Below are 20,006 nucleotides of genomic sequence, written 5' to 3'. Positions count from 1 at the left end.
AAAGCCCCGCTATCTCAGGCGGGGCTGCAATCAGTCAAGTGTTTCCTCTAAACCTTACTTTTTCACTGCATCTTTTGCGCGTTTGTCGGCATTCTTGTAAATATTAACGATTTCCTCGTAGCCAAGCTTCTTCTGCTCTTCAGCGAATTTATCCCACTCGCTGAAGTTGCGTGCACCCATGATGAATTTGGAGAAATTCTCATCACGATTAGCGTTCAAGGAGTCACCCTTCGTATCCAAAATTTGTTGTTCTTCCAGCGTGAAAGCAAGTGTACTATTTTTCTCGCCATCATATTTAGGGGCTTCTTTGTAGGCAGCTTGCAACTCTGGTGAAGAAACGGAAATATGTGCATTGAAATCAAACCAAGTATAAGCACCATCTGTGGACAAACCGGTTTTCTTTCTCAAATCTGCGATGTCCGCATATTTCGTTGTGAAGGAATTTCCGCTAGCCGTATCTCCTTCTTTCCCCCAACTAACAAGTTTCTTACCTTCCTCCGAGTAGAAGAAATCCATGTATTTCATGACATCTTTGATTTTGGTCGACTTGGAAGAAACCATGAAGCCTTCCTCTGTCACTGCTGTAAAGGCAGTCTTACGCGGTCCACCTGCCCAACCTGCTGGAGGAGCCATATAATTCATAGTGAACTGCGGGTTGTCTTTACGTAATGCACTGTTATAGAAGTCAATACGTCCCATGTAGTCAAGTGTCACGAATGCGCGATTCGTGGAAACGATATCCTGCCACATTTTCGTATCAATCGTTAAGAAATCTTTCGGGATCAAGCTTTCTTTATAGAACTTGTTCATATACGTCAACATCGTCTTGTATTCGTTCTGGATCGGCGCATATTTCCATTCTTTGGATGCGCTGTCAAAGAAAACAGATGCTTTACGCTTTTCTACTTCTGCAGGTACATTGAATCCCGCTCCGAAATCGTACAAATAGCGCAAGCCATTACGGAACGTCAACGGATAGCTGTCTGGATATGCCGTTTTGAGCTTCTTCAAAGTCTCATAGAGTTCATCCCAGTTCGTTGGTGCGGCTAAACCAAGCTTCTTGAATACATCTTCCCGATACATCCAGGTACGACGGTTAGATTCTCCTAAACCTTGGTTAGGGAACACATACATTTTGCCATTAGACGATAATACGTTCTGCGCTTCTGTTGGATATTTCTCCATCCAAGCCTTCAAGTTCGGCATGTCCTTCACATAATCAAGAATGTTGACCAAGGCACCTTGCTGCCCGAATTTATCAGCGGTTGCTTTCGTTTGTGTCCACATCAAATCTGGCATATCACCAGAAGCAACAGTTATGCTAAGTGCATCTTCAAGCAGATTTCCTGGCGGCAATTGAATATCAAGCTTTACACCTGTTTTCTCCGTCAAATATCCCCATACTTTCCAATTCGCATCATAAGGCCAGCTTGGGTTACTGTAGTCTAGAAACTTGAAGGTTTGTGCTTTCGGTGCTGATGACGCTGATGATGAGGCTGCTGCTGTCGATGCTGCGGATGGTGTTGCCACACTGTTTTCTTTGGAACATGCACCCACAACGAAACTCATGCTCATAATTGTTGCTAACATAACGACCGACTTCTTCTTCATACGTTGCCCCACTCTCCCTAATTTCTTTGAATTTGCTTTCCCATGTGCGAAATAGCCTCATGCTGTTCTACTGATCCGACTATCCATGTCTCACTTGTCTTGCGTTTCTTGCTTCCCATTGTTCTTGTACCTCTATATTAACCTTTGATCGACCCAATTAGTGCTCCTTTTGCAAAATACTTCTGCAGGAACGGGTAGATCATCAGGATGGGAACCGTTGTAATAATAATGGTTGCGTATTTAATGGATTCGTCTACGATCATCGTATCGCCGCCTATATTGCCAGCACCCGTGCCTTGACCTTGCAGCACCATGTTGCGAACAATAATTTGTAGAGGGAACAAGTCGGCATCTCGCAAATATAAGAGCGCGGAGAAGAAGTTGTTCCAGATTGCAACGCCGTAGAATAAACCAATGGTCGCCAGAATGGCTTTGGATAGCGGTAAAACGAGCCGAAAGAAGATGCCGATGTCCGTAAGCCCATCCATTTTGCCAGATTCCTCAACCTCCTGGGGCATGCCAGCAAAGAACGTACGCATGACAATCAGGTTCCAGGAGTTGACCAAAGTTGGTAAAATCATCGCCCAAATCGTATCAATAAGATGGTAGCTTTTGACGACTAGGAATGTTGGTATCAAGCCACCACTGAAAAATAGTGTAATCACAATCATGATCATGAAGCCACGGTGAAACAGCATATGTTTCTTCGAAAGGGCATAAGCACCTGCTGCACTAACTAACAAAGAAAGCGTCGTACCGAGTATGGTATAGAAGATCGTATTGAGGTAAGCCCTTCCAATTTCTGGTTTTTCAAAAACGGATGCATAGGTGTTCAGATTAAATTCTTTTGGCCACAGGAATACTTGCCCCTTTAAGACGGGAACGACTCCACTGAACGAAACCGCTATCATATAAACGAAGGGATACAGTGCCGATACGACAACTCCCAGCAAACTCACGAATAAAACAATATCAAAGAGACCAAATTTTCTTTTCATACACGTACTCCCTTCCCTACCATAAGCTTGTCTCGCTCGTTCTGCGGCTAATCCAATTGGCAGTCAGAATGAAGATGAGGTTAATGACACTGCTGAATAAATCGATCGCTGTACCATAACTGTAGTTCAATGACTGTATACCCGTCCGATACACATAGGTAGATAGCACGTCGGCGGTTGCATAAATGGAAGGATTCAGCATCAGAAGCACTTTTTCGAAACCGATATCCAAGACATGTCCGATGTTCAAAATAAACAGAATAATAATTGCCGGCCGAATGCCCGGTATTGTAATATGCAGCAATTGGAGTCTGCGATTTGCACCATCCACTTTCGCCGCCTCATATAATTGAGGATCGATCGCACTTAGCGCTGCTAGATAAATAATCGTTTCCCAGCCGACATGCTGCCAAATTTCTGACAAAATATAAATCGTCCGGAAATAGCTTTCATTCTGCATGAAGTTCATGGCATCATACCCAAACCACTGGATCACTTTATTGACTAGTCCACTCGTTGGGGAGAGAAATAAGAACATCATACTTACAACAACAACATTGGAAATAAAGTGAGGCAAATAACTGATCGATTGTACAAAACGCTTTAATGTAGCCCTGCGCACTTCATTTAATAAGAGAGCTAAAATAATAGGTGCTGGAAATCCGAAAACTACTTTATAAATCCCTAGAAGCACTGTGTTTTTCAGCAGCTTCAGAAAATCGGGACTATGAAAGAATAGTGAATAGAATTTCAAACCGACCCATTCACTTGCCCACACACCTTTGAAGGTGTTGTAGTCCTTAAACGAAATCAAAATCCCGAACATTGGCACATACTTAAATAATAAGTAGTAAATAAGCGCCGGCAAAAACAAGAGCATTAAATACTTGCTGTTCTGCCATCTCTTTTGGAATTGCCCCATGCCTTGACCTCCAGTCTGAATATCCTGTCTATGCATCAAACTTTAAAGTAACGCAATCATCCGGGCAATGAGGCATACTTTCGATTCCTCACTATTTTCTACATTCCCGAAATCGACATAGGTTCTTAAGGAAAGTCAATATTCACGATTATTGGTAGATTGGAAAATTACGCATGAGCATCCACGATCTGTCACTATTTTGCACCCTTTCCACGTTCTTTGCGTCATGAATCATGAAAATAGAGAACTTTTTAAAGCTCAGAGTATTGAACCGCTCCTAGTGCTCCATGCTATACTCAATATGGTTAACTCCTACTAAGGAAAGGAATGACACGATGAAGTGGATAGCACGATTTTCGACAAAAATCCAAAATCAAGTATCACTGTTCTACACCTTGTTCTTCAGCTTCATCGCGATTATTCTGTTGCTCGTATCGATTAATACGTGGTCCTATTCTTTCTTCCGCGATCGGATTAAGGATGAGATTATTCTCAATAGCGGTCTAAATTTGAATACGACTGTCGCTAATTATGAGAAGCATATCAAGCTGATTCGAAGCATCATGGTCGGCTACCTGTTCAGCAATGACACAGAAATCCTCAAGAATGGTAATCCATTATCCCACTACGATATTGTGGTTAAAGCACAAACCAATTTACAGTACTCACTTAATAATTCCTTGCTCTATTTAGACAACATCCTCTATTACTTCAAAGATAGTCGGTTTGTCATTGAAAAAGACGGTACCCGGAATGCCGAGACCATGTTCAGTAAGTTTTATGCCCAGTCTTCCTATACGGTTGATTTCTGGAATAAGGAGTTGGAAAGCTCACAAAGCTTCAAAATCTACCCTTCCGCCGTCTTCAACTCACTTACCGCCTTCGAAAATAAACCAATCGGCAGCCTCATGCCCATCCTAATTAAGAGTGCGTATGATACGAATTTCGCTTTTATCGTCTTCATGAAGAGCTCTAAGGTCTTCGAAGCCTTTCATCAGTCGCAGCCTGAAAGCAGCCTCCTCATTATGGATGGTAATCACAATGTAATTTTCTCCTCTGATGTGACTCAACTACCAGATGAAATTAAGGAGAAGACCGGAAGCGGCTATGCATTAATTAAGAATACCTATTACTTCTATCGCACTAGTGTGGATACAGGCTTAACTTACATCGAGATCGTCTCTGACAAAGGGTTAACCAAACAAATTCACCGGCTTAATCTCAATATGCTAGTGCTCATCTTGCTTTCTTTATTCATCTCACTTGCCGTTTCATATCTGATCGCTAGAAGATTTCATAATCCTCTTGCCAATATGCTTCGTTCGCTGGAATCGTATCATCCTGCAGGTCTCCAAGGCATTACGAATAGTCGAATTAAGGAATTCAACTTGCTTCACAATACACTTCACGATCTATCCCGATCGAATCAGGAATTTCATAACGACATTCGCTCTAAGAATACCCTGTTGCAGCAATTTGCCTACATGACACGATTGAAGAAGCTGGAAGGTAAAGGCTCACAATTGCATACCTCTATCGACGCGAACAAGCCGTACAAGCTCATCCTTTTTCAAATTGACTTCAAAGATAAGTTCCTCACGGAAATTACGAACGGCCATCAGCGCATTTTCAACACGTATAAGGAACTCATCGAGACTCATTTCTCGCGTATATACGCTGATTCATTAACCTTCCAATTGGAGAAAGATCAGATCCTATCCATTCTTTTTATCGAAAATGAGGAAGATGATGGGCATCCAGATGATCTAGATCATCTTGTGCGCATGCTGGACACCGACTCGTTATATTGCAACTTCACCATTGCACCAAGTCCTATTCACAAGAACTCATCTGACTTTGTGGAAACCTATCAGAACGCGTTAGACCTCATTAAACAAAGACGACTAGGCGAAGATGTTCAGATCATTACAGAATGGCTCCCACAGCCCGCGCTACTGATTCCTACACCTTCCGAGGAGAACGAGCTGACAGCTAATCTACAAGCTGGATCTGACGCCGTCACAATACCTCTAGCCGATAAGCTGCTTGATCAGCTTGCCAAGGCTGGCGCATTAGCCTACCAGTTCCAAGACTTCACCAAAGATATCGTAAACAAAGCATTGAAGAGTATGTACGCCCAAAATATTTCTATCCATACGCTCTCCGACAGAGGTTCACCTTACGATCTCTTGAAAGCATGCCATACCTTAGAGCAGTACAAGGAATTCTTACACTGGTTCCTATCCCGCTCCGCAGCCGCCATTAAGGAGAAGAAATCGGAAACCGACGTCATGACCAAGTTCGTCATGGAGTATGTCGAATCCAATTTTGGAGATGACCTGTCACTGGAAGCTATCTCTGCTAAGCTGGGAATTACCGGGCCATATCTATCGACCTACTTCAAAGAAAAGACAGGAACGAATTTCAGCGACTACATTTTCACCGTCCGAATGAATAAATCGATTGAAATGCTGCGAGATACCGACCTGAAAGTACAGGAAATCGCTTCGCTCGTTGGTTACTTTACAGCTGCTTCTTTTAACCGTGTCTTCAAACGACATACAGGGATTACACCTAGTGAGTTTCGTAGGCTTAATAATAAGAATTAATTCAAAAAAGGGAGCAAACACACCCGAATGGTGTATCTGCTCCCTCTTTAATTCCCTTAATTTAAATCCTTGGCATATCTCGCATAGCATTTCCAACTAAGATAGCCCAACTTTCCGTAGAAATCTACGAAAGGTGTCGTATCAATGACCACGTGGCGAACATCACGCTGCAACAGGTAATGAATTGCTGCTTGTACAATCGAGATACCGTACTTATATCCACGGAAGCTCTCATCAATGCCTAGAGGGCCAATGCCGCCTAATTCGCCTTCAAAGAGCGGCGACCAGTAAATGTTCTGCGCTAACAGGGGAGACTGTGCATCGTTCATCCTACAGAAACCAATGATCGAGCCTTCTTTCTCTAGTAGCACGAATTCCCGGCCCGTCCCCCCGCGTTCCCAATAATCGCGATGCTGATAATCCCATGTACCAGGAAAGCAGCGGCTCATGAACGCAGTTAAACCTTCTCGATCGTGCGGATTGGCAACTCGGAATGTTGCCTCATGGACAGCTGGCAAAGATACGATCTGATCCTCTTGGTACGCATTCATCAGATCAAAAGATTTCTCCAAGAAGGAGTAAGTCCTCTTCTCAAACCACGCTTTCGTTTCCTCGAGCTGATCCGGAATCCCTGGAAACAGACGGCCGTGCAGATCATTACCCAGCATGATCCGTCGTGCTCCTGCATTCTGCAGGGCCTCTTCAGCTTTGTAAAGTAAAGAACTTCCGATTCCCTTGTTTCTATACTCCGGGTCTACCATCAGAGCCTGAATCCATCCCATATCCCCGCGAATGCCAAAACGCGTAGTAACATCACTTGCCATTTTGGCAATAACGAATCCAACAACACGCCTTGACGACTCCTCTAGCGCTACCCAAGATCCTTCCCTTAGCCAAAGTCTGTCTCCTACCACATTCTGTTCCAGCAATCGCAGCCTCATCGGAAACGACGCCAACAACTCCTTATTCCAAAGCACCACCATATCACTCAGATGCGACGCTTCCATCCGTTCAAAAATCCAGTTCATGCTGCTCCTCCTCTGGGTACCCATGTTCACACATACGTAACTTAAAGCAATTGGCATAGCCTTACTGAGAAATATAGGACATCATGGCGATCTCGCATATAAGCAAATCTTTCACTTATTGGTAGATGATAAGAATCATCTATGAAATGAGGCTAACTAGGTGGGCAGCGCATCTTGCTCATATACACTCACTAGCTACTAGCCCGCCACTTGCACATATACATTCACTATCCACTAGCCAGCCACTCGCACATATACACTCACTAACCACTAGCCCGCCACTCGCACATATACACTCACTAGCTACTAGCCCCATCACTCGCTCATATACACTTTCACTAGCCACTAGCTCGCCACTCGCACATACACACTCACTTACCACTCGCCGACAACTAACTGTATAAACTACATCTATTTCCCGGAATTCCCCCAAGAAAATCCAATTAAATGTAAAAAATACAGTTAATATCGCCACATTCCACTATTCCCATCAAATCGTGCTCATTTAGCTGTATGAAATACATTTATTCCTTAAAAAAGATGAAACCGTCCAAAATTAACTACAGGAAATCCAGTTATTTTTAACTGAGCCGCTCGCGAACCTTAATAAGCGTGCGAGATCACGCTTTCCCGCCGTCCTCTCAGCACGATCGATCTCAAAAAGCCCCTCCTCCGCCAAAAAAGCGAGTTCGGGGCATTGCTTCTTATTGCTTTTCCGCATAAATATGAGGATTCTGGCGTTGACACTCCTCAATAACCCACAGCTGCCTGCGCACCTGCTGAGGTGTAATTTCCAACTCTTTCCCCTCGGTCAGCGTGTCATACAACATCAGGTACAGCTTCTCCGTCATATGCTCGAAAGTTGATTTTCCACCAGGATTCGCAACCTCCCAGCTTTCCGTTTGCCAAGGCAGCTTTTCACTGCAATAGGCAGGCTTCCCATCTGCTGAAAATAAAGGCTCTCGGATTAGCTTCTGCTCAGGCGCTTCCTCAGGTTTAAAATATTTCCACTCCAGCTTATCCCCCGTTCCATGCAGGCCACCATTCGTTCCTTGAATGTTGAACTGCTCGTGAGGATAGGCGGAGCTGGATGAAATTTCCAAATCAATCGTTGGCCTACCTTTTCCACGCAGCAAAAGCTTCACATAGTCCTCCGCATCACCGAACGTATTCGTTCTGTCCATGATGCACATGACCTCCGGCTGTGCGTCCGCACCGAACAGCTGCAGCGCCTGATCCAGTGGATGTGGTCCTGTATTCATCAAGCTACCGCCATTATTGCTTTGCAACGTTTGCCAATCCCAACGGCGAGCAAATCCGTTATAGCTGAAGTCGATCTGCACGATGCGCCCCAGTACGCCAGATTCAATCACTTTACGCAGCTGAACGAAGGCAGGCTGATATCGGGATTGCTGGAATACCGCCAAGATAGCGCCGTTTCGCTCGGATGCCTCGATGAGCTGGTCAACTTCCTCCGTTGATTTCGCCAACGGCTTCTCGCACAACACATGTAGACCGCGGTTAAGTAGCTCTAGCGTAATCGGAAAATGCTGATGGCTCGGAGAAGCATTCACAATCAAATCCAGTTCCTCTTGAGCAACCATCTCCTCCCAGGACCCGTAAGCTTGGCATCCGTATTCTTGTTTCGCCAGCTCTTGACGCTCTGGAATGGAGTCCGCAACCGCTGTAATTCGGTAATGCTCAGGCAATTGAACAAGTAAATTCCCATGGATATCGCGCCCGCTGCGTCCCTGTCCGATAATACCTACCTTTACAATTTTCTTGGTCATCTCAACTACCTCTTTCTTCGTAGGTTTAGGGGGTCTTGCCAAACGTTTTCTTATATTCAGTAGGCGTGATGCCTGTTCGTTTTTTGAATGTTCGGATAAAATGGCTCAGATGATGAAATCCGACCTGGAAGCCAATTTGTGTAATCGTATGCATATTGCGCTGAATCAACTCCATCGCTCTTTCAATGCGTACCTCATTCACATAATCAACGAAGTTCTGCCCTGTCTCTTTCTTAAAAACCGTACTAAAGTACGCAGGCGCCATATTCGCTAGGAAAGCTCCTTGCTCCAACGGAATATCCTGACTGTAATTATCGTGTATATATCGTTTTACTTCTTCAATTGGATGCTGACTCATCGATGTTGATTGCACACGTTGCTTTCGCCTTGCACGCCGGTATTCGCGATCCATAATAATGAGCAGCTTGACGAGACTCGTACAAATAGCAAATTCGTAACCCGCTTCACGATGCTCAAATTCATCCTGAATATCTTGAAGCAGTTGCTCGACGAGAAGCTGCTTCGACTTGGAGATATGCAGCCACGGCTGCGGTAAGGAGGATATCTCGGGTTGTTCGTCTGCATTTTGAAGTAAAGGCTGCAGGGTATCTGAGAAAGGCTTCAACTGCTCCCTCACCAAATACGGGAGAAAATCAATCAGCACCACTTCGAACTCCTGATCCTGGATAGCGCTCAAGCTGTGCTCCACCCCTGGGGTGATGATAAACATATCCCCTCTGCTGACATTCAGCGACTTGCCTCGCAGCTGATGGTTGCATACCCCCTTGAGTACGTATGCAATCTGCGTATATTCGTGAATATGCAAGGGCTGCTTCAGCGAGAGGCTGGAGTAGCTGAATATTTTAAAAGGAAATTCCTTTTTCAGCGTTAAATTACTTTGAAAATAGGACATTCCCTTCCCCATGCTCATACGATTACCACCTGTCCGAAGCCATATTTCCTTCAAGCATATGCCAATTGGCCGAATAGAACAACCCTATCGTGCGACGAGCAAATCCGCGCTTCTATTAAATCTCACTACCCTCAACATAAACGAGCTTCCCGGCTTTGTAAGTCTGCCGTAAGGGGATGCTGCCATCATCTCGCACATTGCCCAAGAGCACGAAATCAGCCGGGGCTCCTGCCGATATTCCCGCTGCGACAGGTAACCCCATCAAGCGAGCCGGGCGTGTCGAGGCCATTTCCCACGCGGATGAGAACTCGGCGATGCCTCGTCTGTTCAGATGCGCAATACCCCACAGCAGCATCTGGGCCGAGCCTGCAAGAAGCCGGGGGTCAGCAGCCAAGTGAAGCTTGCCTTCTGTGGTAAGTACAACATCTCCACCGATGTGCGTCTTATAGACGCCTGGTTCAAGACCGCTGATGGCAACGGCATCACTGACTAGCAGTGCTTGCTCGCCCTTTACTTTCAGCACAACCTTCAGCACTTGGTCCGGCAAATGAAACCCATCCGCGATGACACAGCTCCACAACGCCTCCTGTGCCAATTGCTCCCACAGGTAATTAGGATGACGCGGCAGCATCAGGTGCGCGCCATTCCCCAGATGCGTCGACATCCGTGCACCTGCCGCAACGGCTTCCTCAATCTGCGAAGCGTCTGCCGCAGTGTGGCCGATGGACACGATCACGCCACTATCGACGCAGCGCTTGATGAATGTGGCACTGTCCGGCCATTCCGGCGACAGTGTCACGATCTTGATGCGGCCGCCCGCCGCTTCCTGCCAGCGGCAGAAGAGGTCCCAATCCGGCGGCCTTACGGCATCCAGGCGGTGAGCGCCACGCGCTCCGTCATCCGGTGAAATGAACGGGCCTTCGAGATGAATGCCCGCAATGCCTTGCTCCGTCGCCGCATCCGCTGCGCAGGCGCTCGCAATACTGCCGAGCGCACTAGTGATCGGCTCTGGCGAGTTCGTAATGACGGTGGGGTAACTGGAGGTGACCCCTTCCCGCCATAGCTTGCGGATGATCTGACTAACCGTTTCCGCTTGCAGCGGAAGCTGGTTGAAGTCTAATCCCGCATAGCCATTGATCTGCAGATCGACCAAGCCAGGGGCGACGATCGGCAATTCCTCTTGCAGGGAATCGTCCAACTGCCTCACTTCATCAATTCGTCCATCGCGGACGGTAACCGCAACAGGTGATCCTGAGGCATAATGGCGTGCACGAATGACGCTCGTATTATCGGCCATAGGAATCGCGGTCCAGATACATCGTACAGTCCGGATGCTCGCGGAGAATCGTCGACGGACACTCGGTCGAGATGTCTCCGTTCAATGTACGTTTCACCGCCACATGCTTCGTTACACCAGGTACGGAACAGAACAAATGTGCCCCCGATATCAGCGCTGGAATAGTTAAGGTTAATGCATGGGTCGGCACATCAGCGAAACTGTCAAAACATCCATCATTCACCTGCTGCTGCCGGCAAACGTCATCCAACTCCACAGGCTTAATCAACGCCGGATCAGCGAAATCGGCAACAGGAGGGTCATTGAAGGCGATGTGACCATTCTCACCAATGCCAAGGCAGACAATGTCAATCGGCGCTTCTTCAAGGAGTGCGCTATATCGTCTACACTCGTCATCTGCCTGGTTCAGACTATTAATCAGATGTACGGTGCCCGGCTTTACCTGATCGAACAATCGATCGTTCAAAAAGCGCCCAAATCTCTGCGGCGCATCCTCTCTCAACCCGATGTATTCATCCATGTGAAACACAGTGATCCGCGACCAGTCGATGGCTTTATCTTGAGCCAGCGTTTCGAGCATTTCATTTTGCGAGGGCGCTGCCGCGAAAATAATACGGATAGCCGCTTTCTCAGCAAGCAGCGACTTGATTTGGTTGGCTGCATCTAGCCCAGCCGCTTGCCCCAACGCGATCCGATTCTCATACACATTCACCTGCAACGCATCGATTCGTGCCTGCCAGATTGGCTGTACCTGTACTTGTGACTCGCTCATAGGACCGTTCCTCCATTTATCATATAGTCAGCTGCCGCCCTTCGGCAGCGCTCTTATAAATCTGTTCAACTAGCTGCACCGCGCGCAATCCAGATTCACCTGTAACGAGCGGTTCATCCCCGGCTTCGATGGAAGCCATGACGTCCAACAGCTGGCTTTGATGAAAATCCGATACAATGCTGCGCGGATCGGTAATCCCGCCGTAGGCGCCTGCTTGCGCCCAAGTTGGTTCGCTTCGTCCCGGCACCGTCCAATGGACAATCGTCGAGCCTTCCAGCTTGATCGAACCCTTTTCCCCGTACAAATTGATCGTCGCTGCAAATCCCGGGGCAATGCTGGTCGAGGCCATGATTGTACCGAAAGTCCCATTTTTAAATTGTAAAATGGCTAATCCCATATCTTCGGCTTCCATATCGTGCGTCTGAGTAGCCACTTTCCCAAAGACGGTGTGAACGTCTCCAGCGAACCACAGCAGCAGATCCAAGCAATGAATCCCTTGGTTCATTAAAGCCCCGCCGTCCTCAGCAATCGTTCCGCGCCATTCCGCGCTATCGTAATAAGACTGGGATCGATGGAAGGGGAGTGACACCTCAACCAGCAGAAGCTTACCGAGATCCCCCTCATCCAACACCCGTTTAATCGCTTGATTCTGAGCTTCAAATCGCCGCTGTGAGATGACTGAGAGCGTAACACGATTCGCTTTGGCCGCCTGCACAAGCCGCTCCGCATCGTTCACATTCATGCTGATTGGCTTCTCTATAATCAGATGCTTGCCAGCTTTCACAACCTCCAAACCGATGGCTGCATGGCTGCCGCTTGAAGTCGTGACACAGACGATATCTACATCAGATCTGGCCAAAAGCTCGCGATAATCCGTCGTCCAAGAGCAGCCTTCTCGATCAGCAACCTCTTGCGCTTTCGCCTCTGTTCGACTAGATACCACGACCAGACTAGCCTCTTCGATTTGACGTATAGCCTCGATATGAAAATCAGCGACCGATCCACAGCCGATAATCCCGAACCTCCAGTTAGCCAACCCTATACCTCCTCAAGCAGAGCTCGAAGCGCATCCAGTGTCATTCGCGTACCTGTCAGCTGGCTGCCGCCTTCTGGAACAAAATGCGTTTCAATCGTATACAATCCCTCATACCCATCCGCTTCAAGCGCCTTAATTTGAGCCGTTATTGCCGCATCCCCTGAACCAAGAGGCACACATTTCGGAGTTCCATCGTGACGAATGTAGGCATCCTTCAAATGGACATGTGCCAAAGCATCCTTCATGTACTGGTATCCGCTCGGGAACGCCTCTCTGGCGCCATACGCTTCATTGCCTGGATCCCAAAGACCACGAACTGCTGGAGAATCGATGGCAGATACAAGTGCCGCTACTTCCTCCGCAAAGCCTCCGTTACAGGAAGGCTCATTCTCTAGGAGCAGGACCACGCCTTCCCTCGCCGCGATGTCGCCTGCCCTTTTTAAATGATGAACAATCTCATCACGATGCTGCTGCGGCTCCAACTCTCGCCAGAACGAGAAAATACGGATGCGCGTTGTCCCCAGCCCTTTAGCAATTTCGATAACCCTGTCCAGTTTCTTAAAATGCTCCTCCACACTCTGTTCTTGCTGCCCGAACGTATCCCCCGATTCCACCATTCGCTTGGGATCCAACGCGCATTTAAACACAGGAGATGCAATGGCGGAGACGTAAAGCCCACGCTCTTCAACCATTTTGCGGATGTCAGCGATCTGATCGTCAGCCAATACAGATACATTGACGCCATTCACAACTCTTACTTCAACATGTTGTAACCCCTGCTCGGCAGCCCAATTCAACGCTTTCTCAAAATCCGGAGATACTTCATCCGTCAATACGCCTAAACGATTCCAAATCAATGAATAACCTCCACCTTCGCTTGTTATTTTCCTAACTATACCAAGATTGTCTGGGTCAAAGTTGACGTTTCTATTGAAGTAAGTTTACATTTTTTTCGCTTTCATTCAGCAGTGGCATATTGGTCTCTGCTTGAAAATCACAGTCAGTAAATAAAAGGAATTTGAGTGGATATGTGGAATAGATGTATATACAGAATATGAGACTTTGTAACTAGTTAAAGTAGTTCCTTCGTTCATGAAAAAAGGAGGTATATGTATGAAATCGACGGGAATTGTAAGAAAAGTAGACGAATTGGGACGGATTGTTTTACCTATTGAGTTGCGTCGTACACTCCATATTGAGATCGGTGACGCCATCGAGGTCTATGTGGACCCTGAGCGTATTACGCTCAAGAAGTATATGCCTGCTTGTGTGTTTTGTGGTAATTTCGAGGATATGACTTATTTCAAAGGAAAGCTTGTTTGCGGCACTTGTATTGATGAGATTACGTAACAGTCCAATCAAGGCTGGACAAAAGCCCTTCAGGGATGACCCGAGGCCACTGAAAAACTTACGCATTTTTCGTTGATTGCCTTTACGTATCAAAAAAGAAGACATCCGTTCCCTCTTTGGGCTCGGATGTCTTCTTTTTACTCCTAAGACCGCTGTTTCATTCGGTATTTTTAATCCGCTAACTTTAAGATCCGCTTTAGATTTACTGCGAAAATGGTTATTGCACCTTGCAATTGCATGGCAAGCAGACCCGAGGATGTGGCGACATCATACCCGTGCCCGTGTTTGAGTTCACTGTTCTTCGCTTCAATCTTGTAGCGTTCCTTAGATTTCTCCTTGAAATACTCGCTTTCCTGAAATGCCTTTTGTTCGGAGTGTTCATCGGATTTAATCGTTACCGAATACGTCTTGCTTTTAGCTCCTTCTTTGTAGCAGCCTTCTTTCAATGGGCAATACTTGCATAGCTCCACATCAAAAAAATAGGTGTCGGCTTGGTTTTTACCGACGCCTTTCTTTCCTTGTCTCGCTTTACGAATGGCCATGTGACCTGCGGGACAAACGTACATGCCAGCATCTTTGTTGAACAAAAACTCGTCCTCGCTCTTACGGCCGCCTTGTGTAATGAGCGGATTGAGTTTGGCTACCAGTTTAATCTCATTGCTCTTCGTGTACAAAATGTTATCTTTTTCGGAGTAAGCCTCCAATAACGGTTTTGACCTGCATACCTGCTGCTTTACTTTTCTCAATCAGTGTCTGCAATTGTTTGCCGTCGTTCTTTTCGCCAGTTGTAATAACAGCCGCTGTAACAATACGTTCCTCGGTCATTGCTAGGTGCGTTTTGTAACCAAAGAAAGCATCGTCTGCGCTCTTATGTCCCACTCGCGCATCCGGATCCGCCGCCAGACGAAGTTGCTCAATGTCATCGTTTATGGTCTCTTTCAGTAGGTTAAGCGGTTCTAGAACCTTTGGCACTAGAGCGATTCCAGATTGGTATTCGATGAAGGTGACGAGCTTTTGGCAGTACTCGATTTCGTTTTCAAGAACGTTGGCTGTATTCTTTGCTGGCATCTTGGCTTTAGTCGAGTCATCCATGGCGTAAACGGCTTTTCGCAACTTTCGTGCACGGTCTTGCAGAATTTCTTGCGGCGATTTCTGGTTATAGCGCGCTTTCGTATGCGTTGCGTCAACGATGATAGAGTTGCTCCTTAAGATATTCCGTTCGATGGCAAGTTCTACGGTCTTGCCAATGAGCATGTCTAAAAGGTTAATGTCTTTCAACCGCAGCTTGCGGAACTTCGTCAAGGAGCTCGAATCGATTACCGTGTCCTCCGGTGCCATGCCGAGGAAGTATTTGAATGACATGTCGTACTTAGATCGCTCGACAATGTCAGCATCAGATAGCTCGAAGATAGCTTTTAGCAGTAAATATTTAAACATACGAATGGGATCAATGGCGTTACGACCATTGTCCAAACAATATTTAGCTTCCAATTCCTCATATATGAAAGTGAAATCCACTAATTCATTAATTTGCCGAAGTATGTTATCCTTCGGCACGACGATGTCATACAGTGCCGCGTAAGGACTTAAAATCAAGGTCTGTTGATGCCGAATCATCCGCTCTCACCTACTTTTTGTGATGACTCTATTATAGAGCAAAAAAAAGTACAGCCGCTTCAATTTTCTTGAAGGTCTGTACCTTTTCCTATGAATAGACTTTTTCAGTGGCCTCGGATGACCCTGAGGGGCTTTTTGCGCATTGACTCCCTCCACTTCCTCCACTTCCTCCACTCCCTCCGCCGCTCGAAACAAATTTAAATGGATTTTATGTAGCTATTTTTGCTGATTTGCTTCATTCAGATCCAATAGATGGATTTCATACAGTTAATATCCTTCAGAATCCTATATACCGCCAATCCTGCTCATATTAGCTGTACTTTTTCCATCAATTCAGCAAATTCTGAGAAATACGACTATTTTAGATATACTTTTTCCATTTATTTAAAAGATATCTACATAACTGCCCCTCTCTAATTCTATCTACTTCTCTCTACTCCTATCTCATCATTCTCATCCACTCCCTCCGCCGATCGAAATAAATTTAGCTACCTAACTCCACCTTTCCACTTCTACTTCTACTTCTACTTCTACTTCCACTTCAACTTCTACTTCTACTTCTACTTCTACTTCTACTTCTACTTCTACTTCTACTTCTACTTCTACTTCTACTTCTACTTCCACTTCCACTTCCACCTCCTCATCCATATACATCTCCAACCACCACTACCACTCTTACTCCTACTCATCTCCAAATGCCAAAAAGCCCCCAAATGAGAACATCTTCTCACCCGGGGGCTTCATCTTTCCTACTTCACCTTGACCTGAACCTGCTCAGGTCGATACACCGCCAGCAACTCGCCTGCAGAATTCGCAGCGAACATCACTGTACGTTCGGCTTCCAGTTCGAACGCGTAGCTCCTTCCCGTTGCCGGATCGGTCACTTCGATCTCCGTGTCCACCCCGAACTCCGAGACGAAGATGAATAACGATCCGCTGTCAAAGCTCAGCTTCCGCCCGTACACGCCCGGCAACTGCCCGCCTTTCAGCCACGTCAGCTCACGCTCAACGCCAGCCGTTTTCAACGCATACGCGTAAAGTTTCTCCAACACTTCATCGCGCTCACCAAGCTCCACTGGGAGTGGACACCAGATGAGCTGTCCTTTGCCGAGCCCGTAGCTGCGAACGACGCCATGCTGCGAATTCCATTTGCCATCATCGGAAAGTGGTACTTCTTTATTCAGCTGAGCGATTCGCGCACCACCGAAGGACACAGGAAGCATTTCGCCGTCCAAGACCATCGCCTCTTCACGGACAATGTTGCCCAGCACCGTTTCACCTACGATATCCGTCAACCGAGCAACTGGTGCCCAGTACTCATTCAAACCAAGCGGACCTGTAAACAGCAATGTTCCGCCATTCTCACGGACATGCGTCGTCAATTTTTCCAAAGCGGCATCACTGAAGTTGTGCGCACTTGGCACGATAATCAGCTTCGGCTGATCCGAAGCCAATGCCTCGAGATGATACTCGCTCAACCCGCGGAACGGTACGTTCATCCCATAAGCCAAAGTGCGCGTCAGCTTCGCTGTTGCATCACCGGCTAATTTGCGCGTGGAAAAATCATTCGAATACGGGAACACAGCTACGACGTCCTCTAATTTACGGCCAACGAAAAGATCGCGAATCTCGCCCATGAATGCCCCGAAATCGTACGAAACATCTGCCTCCGGCTTCTCTGTCCCATCTGCCCGCAACGCCCCAATATGCGACTCATTAATGTTGTTCATATAGAAGTTAATATTCCAAATCCACTGAACAGCACCCGCTCCCCCCGTCGAGAACGCATAGGCGTATTTACGCTCCAAAATATTTCGCAACTCATACTCCGAACGCTTCGCACGCCCATCTGCCGTCTCTACATACATAATGCCCGTTTCTTGAATCAAACTCGGCTTCGTCGGCGCCTTGGAGAAAATCCCGTCCCATACTAACTGATCCATTAACCACCACGTATGCACCGTCGTATAGTCCACAGCCTCCGCGTAAAAGAATGGCGATGGCCGCTGCGCGCCCAATCCCTCATCCTGTCCCACAGTCGCCAACTGTGCGGGGTTTATACTGCGAATGGTCGCGATCAATTCCTTCGCCCAGCGATTGTGCATGTCCATTGTGAACAGGGTGTAGTCCAACCATGGGGAACCTTTTTTCTCCAGCGTCTCTGTCGTGCTCATGTTCACCTCAGAAGAATCCAACAAGCGGACACTAGCGAAGCTCGGCAGTTTGGCAGGAGACATATTCCAGCGTTCTTGCAGCTTCCGAATATCCCCATGACGCTCCTCCAGCCAAGCTACATACGCTTCGTGCTCGAAAGCATCATGTGCGGACTGCGGCCCTGCAAAAGGTTTACTCGGATTGAACATCGACGGCTCATTGATCAGATCCCAATGCACATTCGTCGTTTCCTTATGTCTGGACACCACCGAAGATATAAACCGCTTCTGCGCCTCCACGCTGCGCGGATCCAAATACGGATTCACGCCCTCCCACAGCTCTGGTGTAAAAGAGAAGAAATTAAACGTGACTTCGATCCCATGTCTTTTGCAAGTCAAAATAAAAGCATCGATGCTGCGCAGCACTTCCTCATACGGATGTCCGTCTACGAACATGATTTGACGCCAAGCTGACCACACCCCAGTACGCAGCAGGTTGATACCCGCTTTGACCATTTGCGCAATATCGCGATCCCACACGGAAACGTTTGGCAAGAACAAAAACTTCCTCGCCACATCGCTCGTCATATACGTCATCCCAACGATCGGAAGCGGACGTCCGTCCTTCCAGAAGTAGTCGCGATCACAGGACATCGGCGTCCCTTCGCGAAGCAACTCGGCATCATATCCCCAGAAACCTTGGTTAAAGGTGCGCGTTTCCCCCGTATTCGCTGCTGCTTTACAAACCGCTGTATAGTAACCCGCTTCAATATCGACAGGAAGGTTTACCTTTTTAAAAGAGAGCTCGCGTGACGCACTCATCGAGAATTCCGTCGTCCAGATCGGTGATGTTGCACCGTCTTTGGATACTTGGACATGGAATGTCCAAGACTCATTCTCCGAGACAGCCCCCGTACGATTCGCAAGCGTCTGCAATTGAACTGTCAACGCTGCACGGTCGCCCGGATCATAGCAAGCGTAGTTCGGCTTGAACCATATTTCCGTGACACCGCGCTGAGTAAATGCTGCCAATTCACTTACAAGCGCTGCTCCACCGTTACCCCAGAAGGTTTCATCCGTGACCACATTGGCGAAAATCCACCGCCCTCCCGCAAACGCCCCCTTCGTGTTCTCAAGAAGCACGATCGGTGCAGCCACTTCGCGTCCTTCCTTGGAAATCCCTTTCAGAAGTGGCGTGAAATGCGCGTCCATCGGACCACTAGAACCAATTTGACCTGGATGATCGTCGGTACGAGTCACATGCAGCGCGAAGCCAACCGTCGGTTGAATGGCGAACAGATTTTCCTTGCCTGCCAGCAATGGTAACTCAACATTCGCGGTATAGCTGACGATAGGAGCATCGTCAACGGACAGAATTTCATGAATTTGAAGCTGTTGATGGTACGCCGTTTGCTCAATTTCCAGCTCCCAACCCTCTGTGCCTAGGTATGCCGGTACCCGGAAGGGAGCACTGCCTAGATGTACGAATCCTTTGCCTTTACGCGCATGAGTCAGGATTGCTTGCCATGCTGACTTCGGAAAGTAACGTCCGTGGAGATGAATGAAGTTATCTGCCCCTTGCTGCAGAGCTTCTTCTAACCCCTCCGCTCCAACCACTCTTCCTATTTCTCCAAGCTGTGCAACAGCCTTGTCATCGGGCCGAATTCCTTCATATGGAAATGTCGGATCGTAAAAAATAATCGTTGTAAGCATGCTTTCATCCTCCAAATCGATGTGTGGGTTCAATCGTCACTTCATGTTATTTCGTTATTTTTGTTAGGCTAACAACTCGTAATTATGAACATAATTTACTCACTTTCTGAGTTGTGGTCAATCTTTTTTTGCATAAACCTATGAAATAAACGCGCATTGACAATATCCCCTTGATCAGGAACAATAGATTTGTTAGG

General features: G+C 47.1%; 14 protein-coding genes and 1 pseudogene. 2 read left to right on the top strand and 13 right to left on the bottom strand.

What is annotated here, in order from left to right; genetic code table 11:
- Window positions 1-54 precede the first annotated feature (54 nt).
- From HQN88_RS11345 to HQN88_RS11335, 3 genes are all read right to left on the bottom strand, one after another.
- Window positions 55-1,611 carry an extracellular solute-binding protein gene (locus HQN88_RS11345; RefSeq protein WP_246320165.1) on the bottom strand — a complete coding sequence of 519 codons (1,557 nt, stop codon included), beginning with the start codon at window positions 1,609-1,611 and terminating at the stop codon, window positions 55-57.
- 137 nt (window positions 1,612-1,748) lie between these two features.
- Complete coding sequence (locus HQN88_RS11340) at window positions 1,749-2,609, bottom strand: carbohydrate ABC transporter permease (protein WP_056624454.1); 861 nt, start codon at window positions 2,607-2,609, stop codon at window positions 1,749-1,751.
- Window positions 2,610-2,625: 16 nt separating this feature from the next.
- Window positions 2,626-3,531, bottom strand: coding sequence for an ABC transporter permease (locus tag HQN88_RS11335; protein ID WP_056624457.1), 906 nt, complete (start codon window positions 3,529-3,531; stop codon window positions 2,626-2,628).
- A gap of 335 nt (window positions 3,532-3,866) precedes the next feature.
- Here HQN88_RS11335 and HQN88_RS11330 point away from each other — a divergent pair, with 335 nt between their 5' ends.
- Window positions 3,867-6,140, top strand: coding sequence for a helix-turn-helix domain-containing protein (locus tag HQN88_RS11330; protein ID WP_173111136.1), 2,274 nt, complete (start codon window positions 3,867-3,869; stop codon window positions 6,138-6,140).
- A gap of 56 nt (window positions 6,141-6,196) precedes the next feature.
- On the opposite strand, the gene HQN88_RS11325 is transcribed toward HQN88_RS11330, so the two are convergent.
- The 7 genes from HQN88_RS11325 to HQN88_RS11295 form a co-directional block, all read right to left on the bottom strand.
- The gene (locus tag HQN88_RS11325; RefSeq protein WP_246320164.1) at window positions 6,197-7,168 is read right to left on the bottom strand and encodes a GNAT family N-acetyltransferase; all 972 of its coding nucleotides are present in this window, start codon (window positions 7,166-7,168) and stop codon (window positions 6,197-6,199) included.
- A 704-nt stretch (window positions 7,169-7,872) separates the two neighbouring features.
- Complete coding sequence (locus HQN88_RS11320; protein WP_173111133.1) at window positions 7,873-8,958, bottom strand: Gfo/Idh/MocA family protein; 1,086 nt, start codon at window positions 8,956-8,958, stop codon at window positions 7,873-7,875.
- Window positions 8,959-8,983: 25 nt separating this feature from the next.
- Window positions 8,984-9,889: an AraC family transcriptional regulator gene (locus HQN88_RS11315; RefSeq protein WP_173111130.1), complete on the bottom strand. Its 906-nt coding sequence runs from the start codon at window positions 9,887-9,889 to the stop codon at window positions 8,984-8,986.
- 97 nt (window positions 9,890-9,986) lie between these two features.
- Entirely contained in the window at window positions 9,987-11,168 is a 1,182-nt protein-coding gene (locus HQN88_RS11310; RefSeq protein ID WP_173111127.1) for an N-acetylglucosamine-6-phosphate deacetylase, read from the bottom strand.
- On the bottom strand, window positions 11,158-11,940 hold the full coding sequence (locus HQN88_RS11305; protein WP_173111124.1) for a glucosamine-6-phosphate deaminase: 783 nt from the start codon (window positions 11,938-11,940) through the stop codon (window positions 11,158-11,160). Before HQN88_RS11305 ends, HQN88_RS11310 begins: the two co-directional genes overlap by 11 nt.
- A gap of 19 nt (window positions 11,941-11,959) precedes the next feature.
- Complete coding sequence (locus HQN88_RS11300; protein ID WP_173111121.1) at window positions 11,960-12,976, bottom strand: Gfo/Idh/MocA family protein; 1,017 nt, start codon at window positions 12,974-12,976, stop codon at window positions 11,960-11,962.
- 2 nt (window positions 12,977-12,978) lie between these two features.
- Entirely contained in the window at window positions 12,979-13,833 is an 855-nt protein-coding gene (locus HQN88_RS11295) for a sugar phosphate isomerase/epimerase family protein (RefSeq protein ID WP_173111118.1), read from the bottom strand.
- A gap of 256 nt (window positions 13,834-14,089) precedes the next feature.
- Between HQN88_RS11295 and HQN88_RS11290 the strand changes: the two genes are divergently transcribed.
- The gene (locus HQN88_RS11290; RefSeq protein ID WP_173111115.1) at window positions 14,090-14,326 is read left to right on the top strand and encodes an AbrB/MazE/SpoVT family DNA-binding domain-containing protein; all 237 of its coding nucleotides are present in this window, start codon (window positions 14,090-14,092) and stop codon (window positions 14,324-14,326) included.
- Window positions 14,327-14,496: 170 nt separating this feature from the next.
- Here the strand turns inward: HQN88_RS11290 and HQN88_RS11285 are convergent.
- From HQN88_RS11285 to HQN88_RS11275, 3 genes and pseudogenes are all read right to left on the bottom strand, one after another.
- Window positions 14,497-15,943, bottom strand: a pseudogene (locus tag HQN88_RS11285) (IS1182 family transposase).
- 492 nt (window positions 15,944-16,435) lie between these two features.
- Window positions 16,436-16,597 carry a hypothetical protein gene (locus HQN88_RS11280; protein ID WP_173111112.1) on the bottom strand — a complete coding sequence of 54 codons (162 nt, stop codon included), beginning with the start codon at window positions 16,595-16,597 and terminating at the stop codon, window positions 16,436-16,438.
- 95 nt (window positions 16,598-16,692) lie between these two features.
- Window positions 16,693-19,809, bottom strand: a complete 3,117-nt coding sequence (locus HQN88_RS11275; RefSeq protein ID WP_173111109.1) for an alpha-amylase family protein — start codon at window positions 19,807-19,809, stop codon at window positions 16,693-16,695.
- Between the last annotated feature and the right edge of the window lie 197 nt (window positions 19,810-20,006).

Origin of the sequence: Paenibacillus qinlingensis (genome assembly GCF_013204845.1) — a bacterium.
Classification (GTDB): domain Bacteria; phylum Bacillota; class Bacilli; order Paenibacillales; family NBRC-103111; genus Paenibacillus_E; species Paenibacillus_E qinlingensis.
The sequence above is the reverse complement of the archived record's forward strand: the minus strand, read 5'-3'. Positions and strand labels throughout refer to the sequence as shown.

Excerpts from the sequence above, each read along its gene's own strand:
- HQN88_RS11345 (WP_246320165.1), bottom strand. The coding sequence starts at position 1,611 with ATGAAGAAGAAGTCGGTCGTTATGTTAGCAACAATTATGAGCATGAGT.
- HQN88_RS11340 (WP_056624454.1), bottom strand. The coding sequence starts at position 2,609 with ATGAAAAGAAAATTTGGTCTCTTTGATATTGTTTTATTCGTGAGTTTG.
- HQN88_RS11335 (WP_056624457.1), bottom strand. The coding sequence starts at position 3,531 with ATGGGGCAATTCCAAAAGAGATGGCAGAACAGCAAGTATTTAATGCTC.
- HQN88_RS11330 (WP_173111136.1), top strand. The coding sequence starts at position 3,867 with ATGAAGTGGATAGCACGATTTTCGACAAAAATCCAAAATCAAGTATCA.
- HQN88_RS11325 (WP_246320164.1), bottom strand. The coding sequence starts at position 7,168 with ATGAACTGGATTTTTGAACGGATGGAAGCGTCGCATCTGAGTGATATG.
- HQN88_RS11320 (WP_173111133.1), bottom strand. The coding sequence starts at position 8,958 with ATGACCAAGAAAATTGTAAAGGTAGGTATTATCGGACAGGGACGCAGC.
- HQN88_RS11315 (WP_173111130.1), bottom strand. The coding sequence starts at position 9,889 with ATGAGCATGGGGAAGGGAATGTCCTATTTTCAAAGTAATTTAACGCTG.
- HQN88_RS11310 (WP_173111127.1), bottom strand. The coding sequence starts at position 11,168 with ATGGCCGATAATACGAGCGTCATTCGTGCACGCCATTATGCCTCAGGA.
- HQN88_RS11305 (WP_173111124.1), bottom strand. The coding sequence starts at position 11,940 with ATGAGCGAGTCACAAGTACAGGTACAGCCAATCTGGCAGGCACGAATC.
- HQN88_RS11290 (WP_173111115.1), top strand. The coding sequence starts at position 14,090 with ATGAAATCGACGGGAATTGTAAGAAAAGTAGACGAATTGGGACGGATT.
- HQN88_RS11280 (WP_173111112.1), bottom strand. The coding sequence starts at position 16,597 with ATGTATATGGATGAGGAGGTGGAAGTGGAAGTGGAAGTAGAAGTAGAA.
- HQN88_RS11275 (WP_173111109.1), bottom strand. The coding sequence starts at position 19,809 with ATGCTTACAACGATTATTTTTTACGATCCGACATTTCCATATGAAGGA.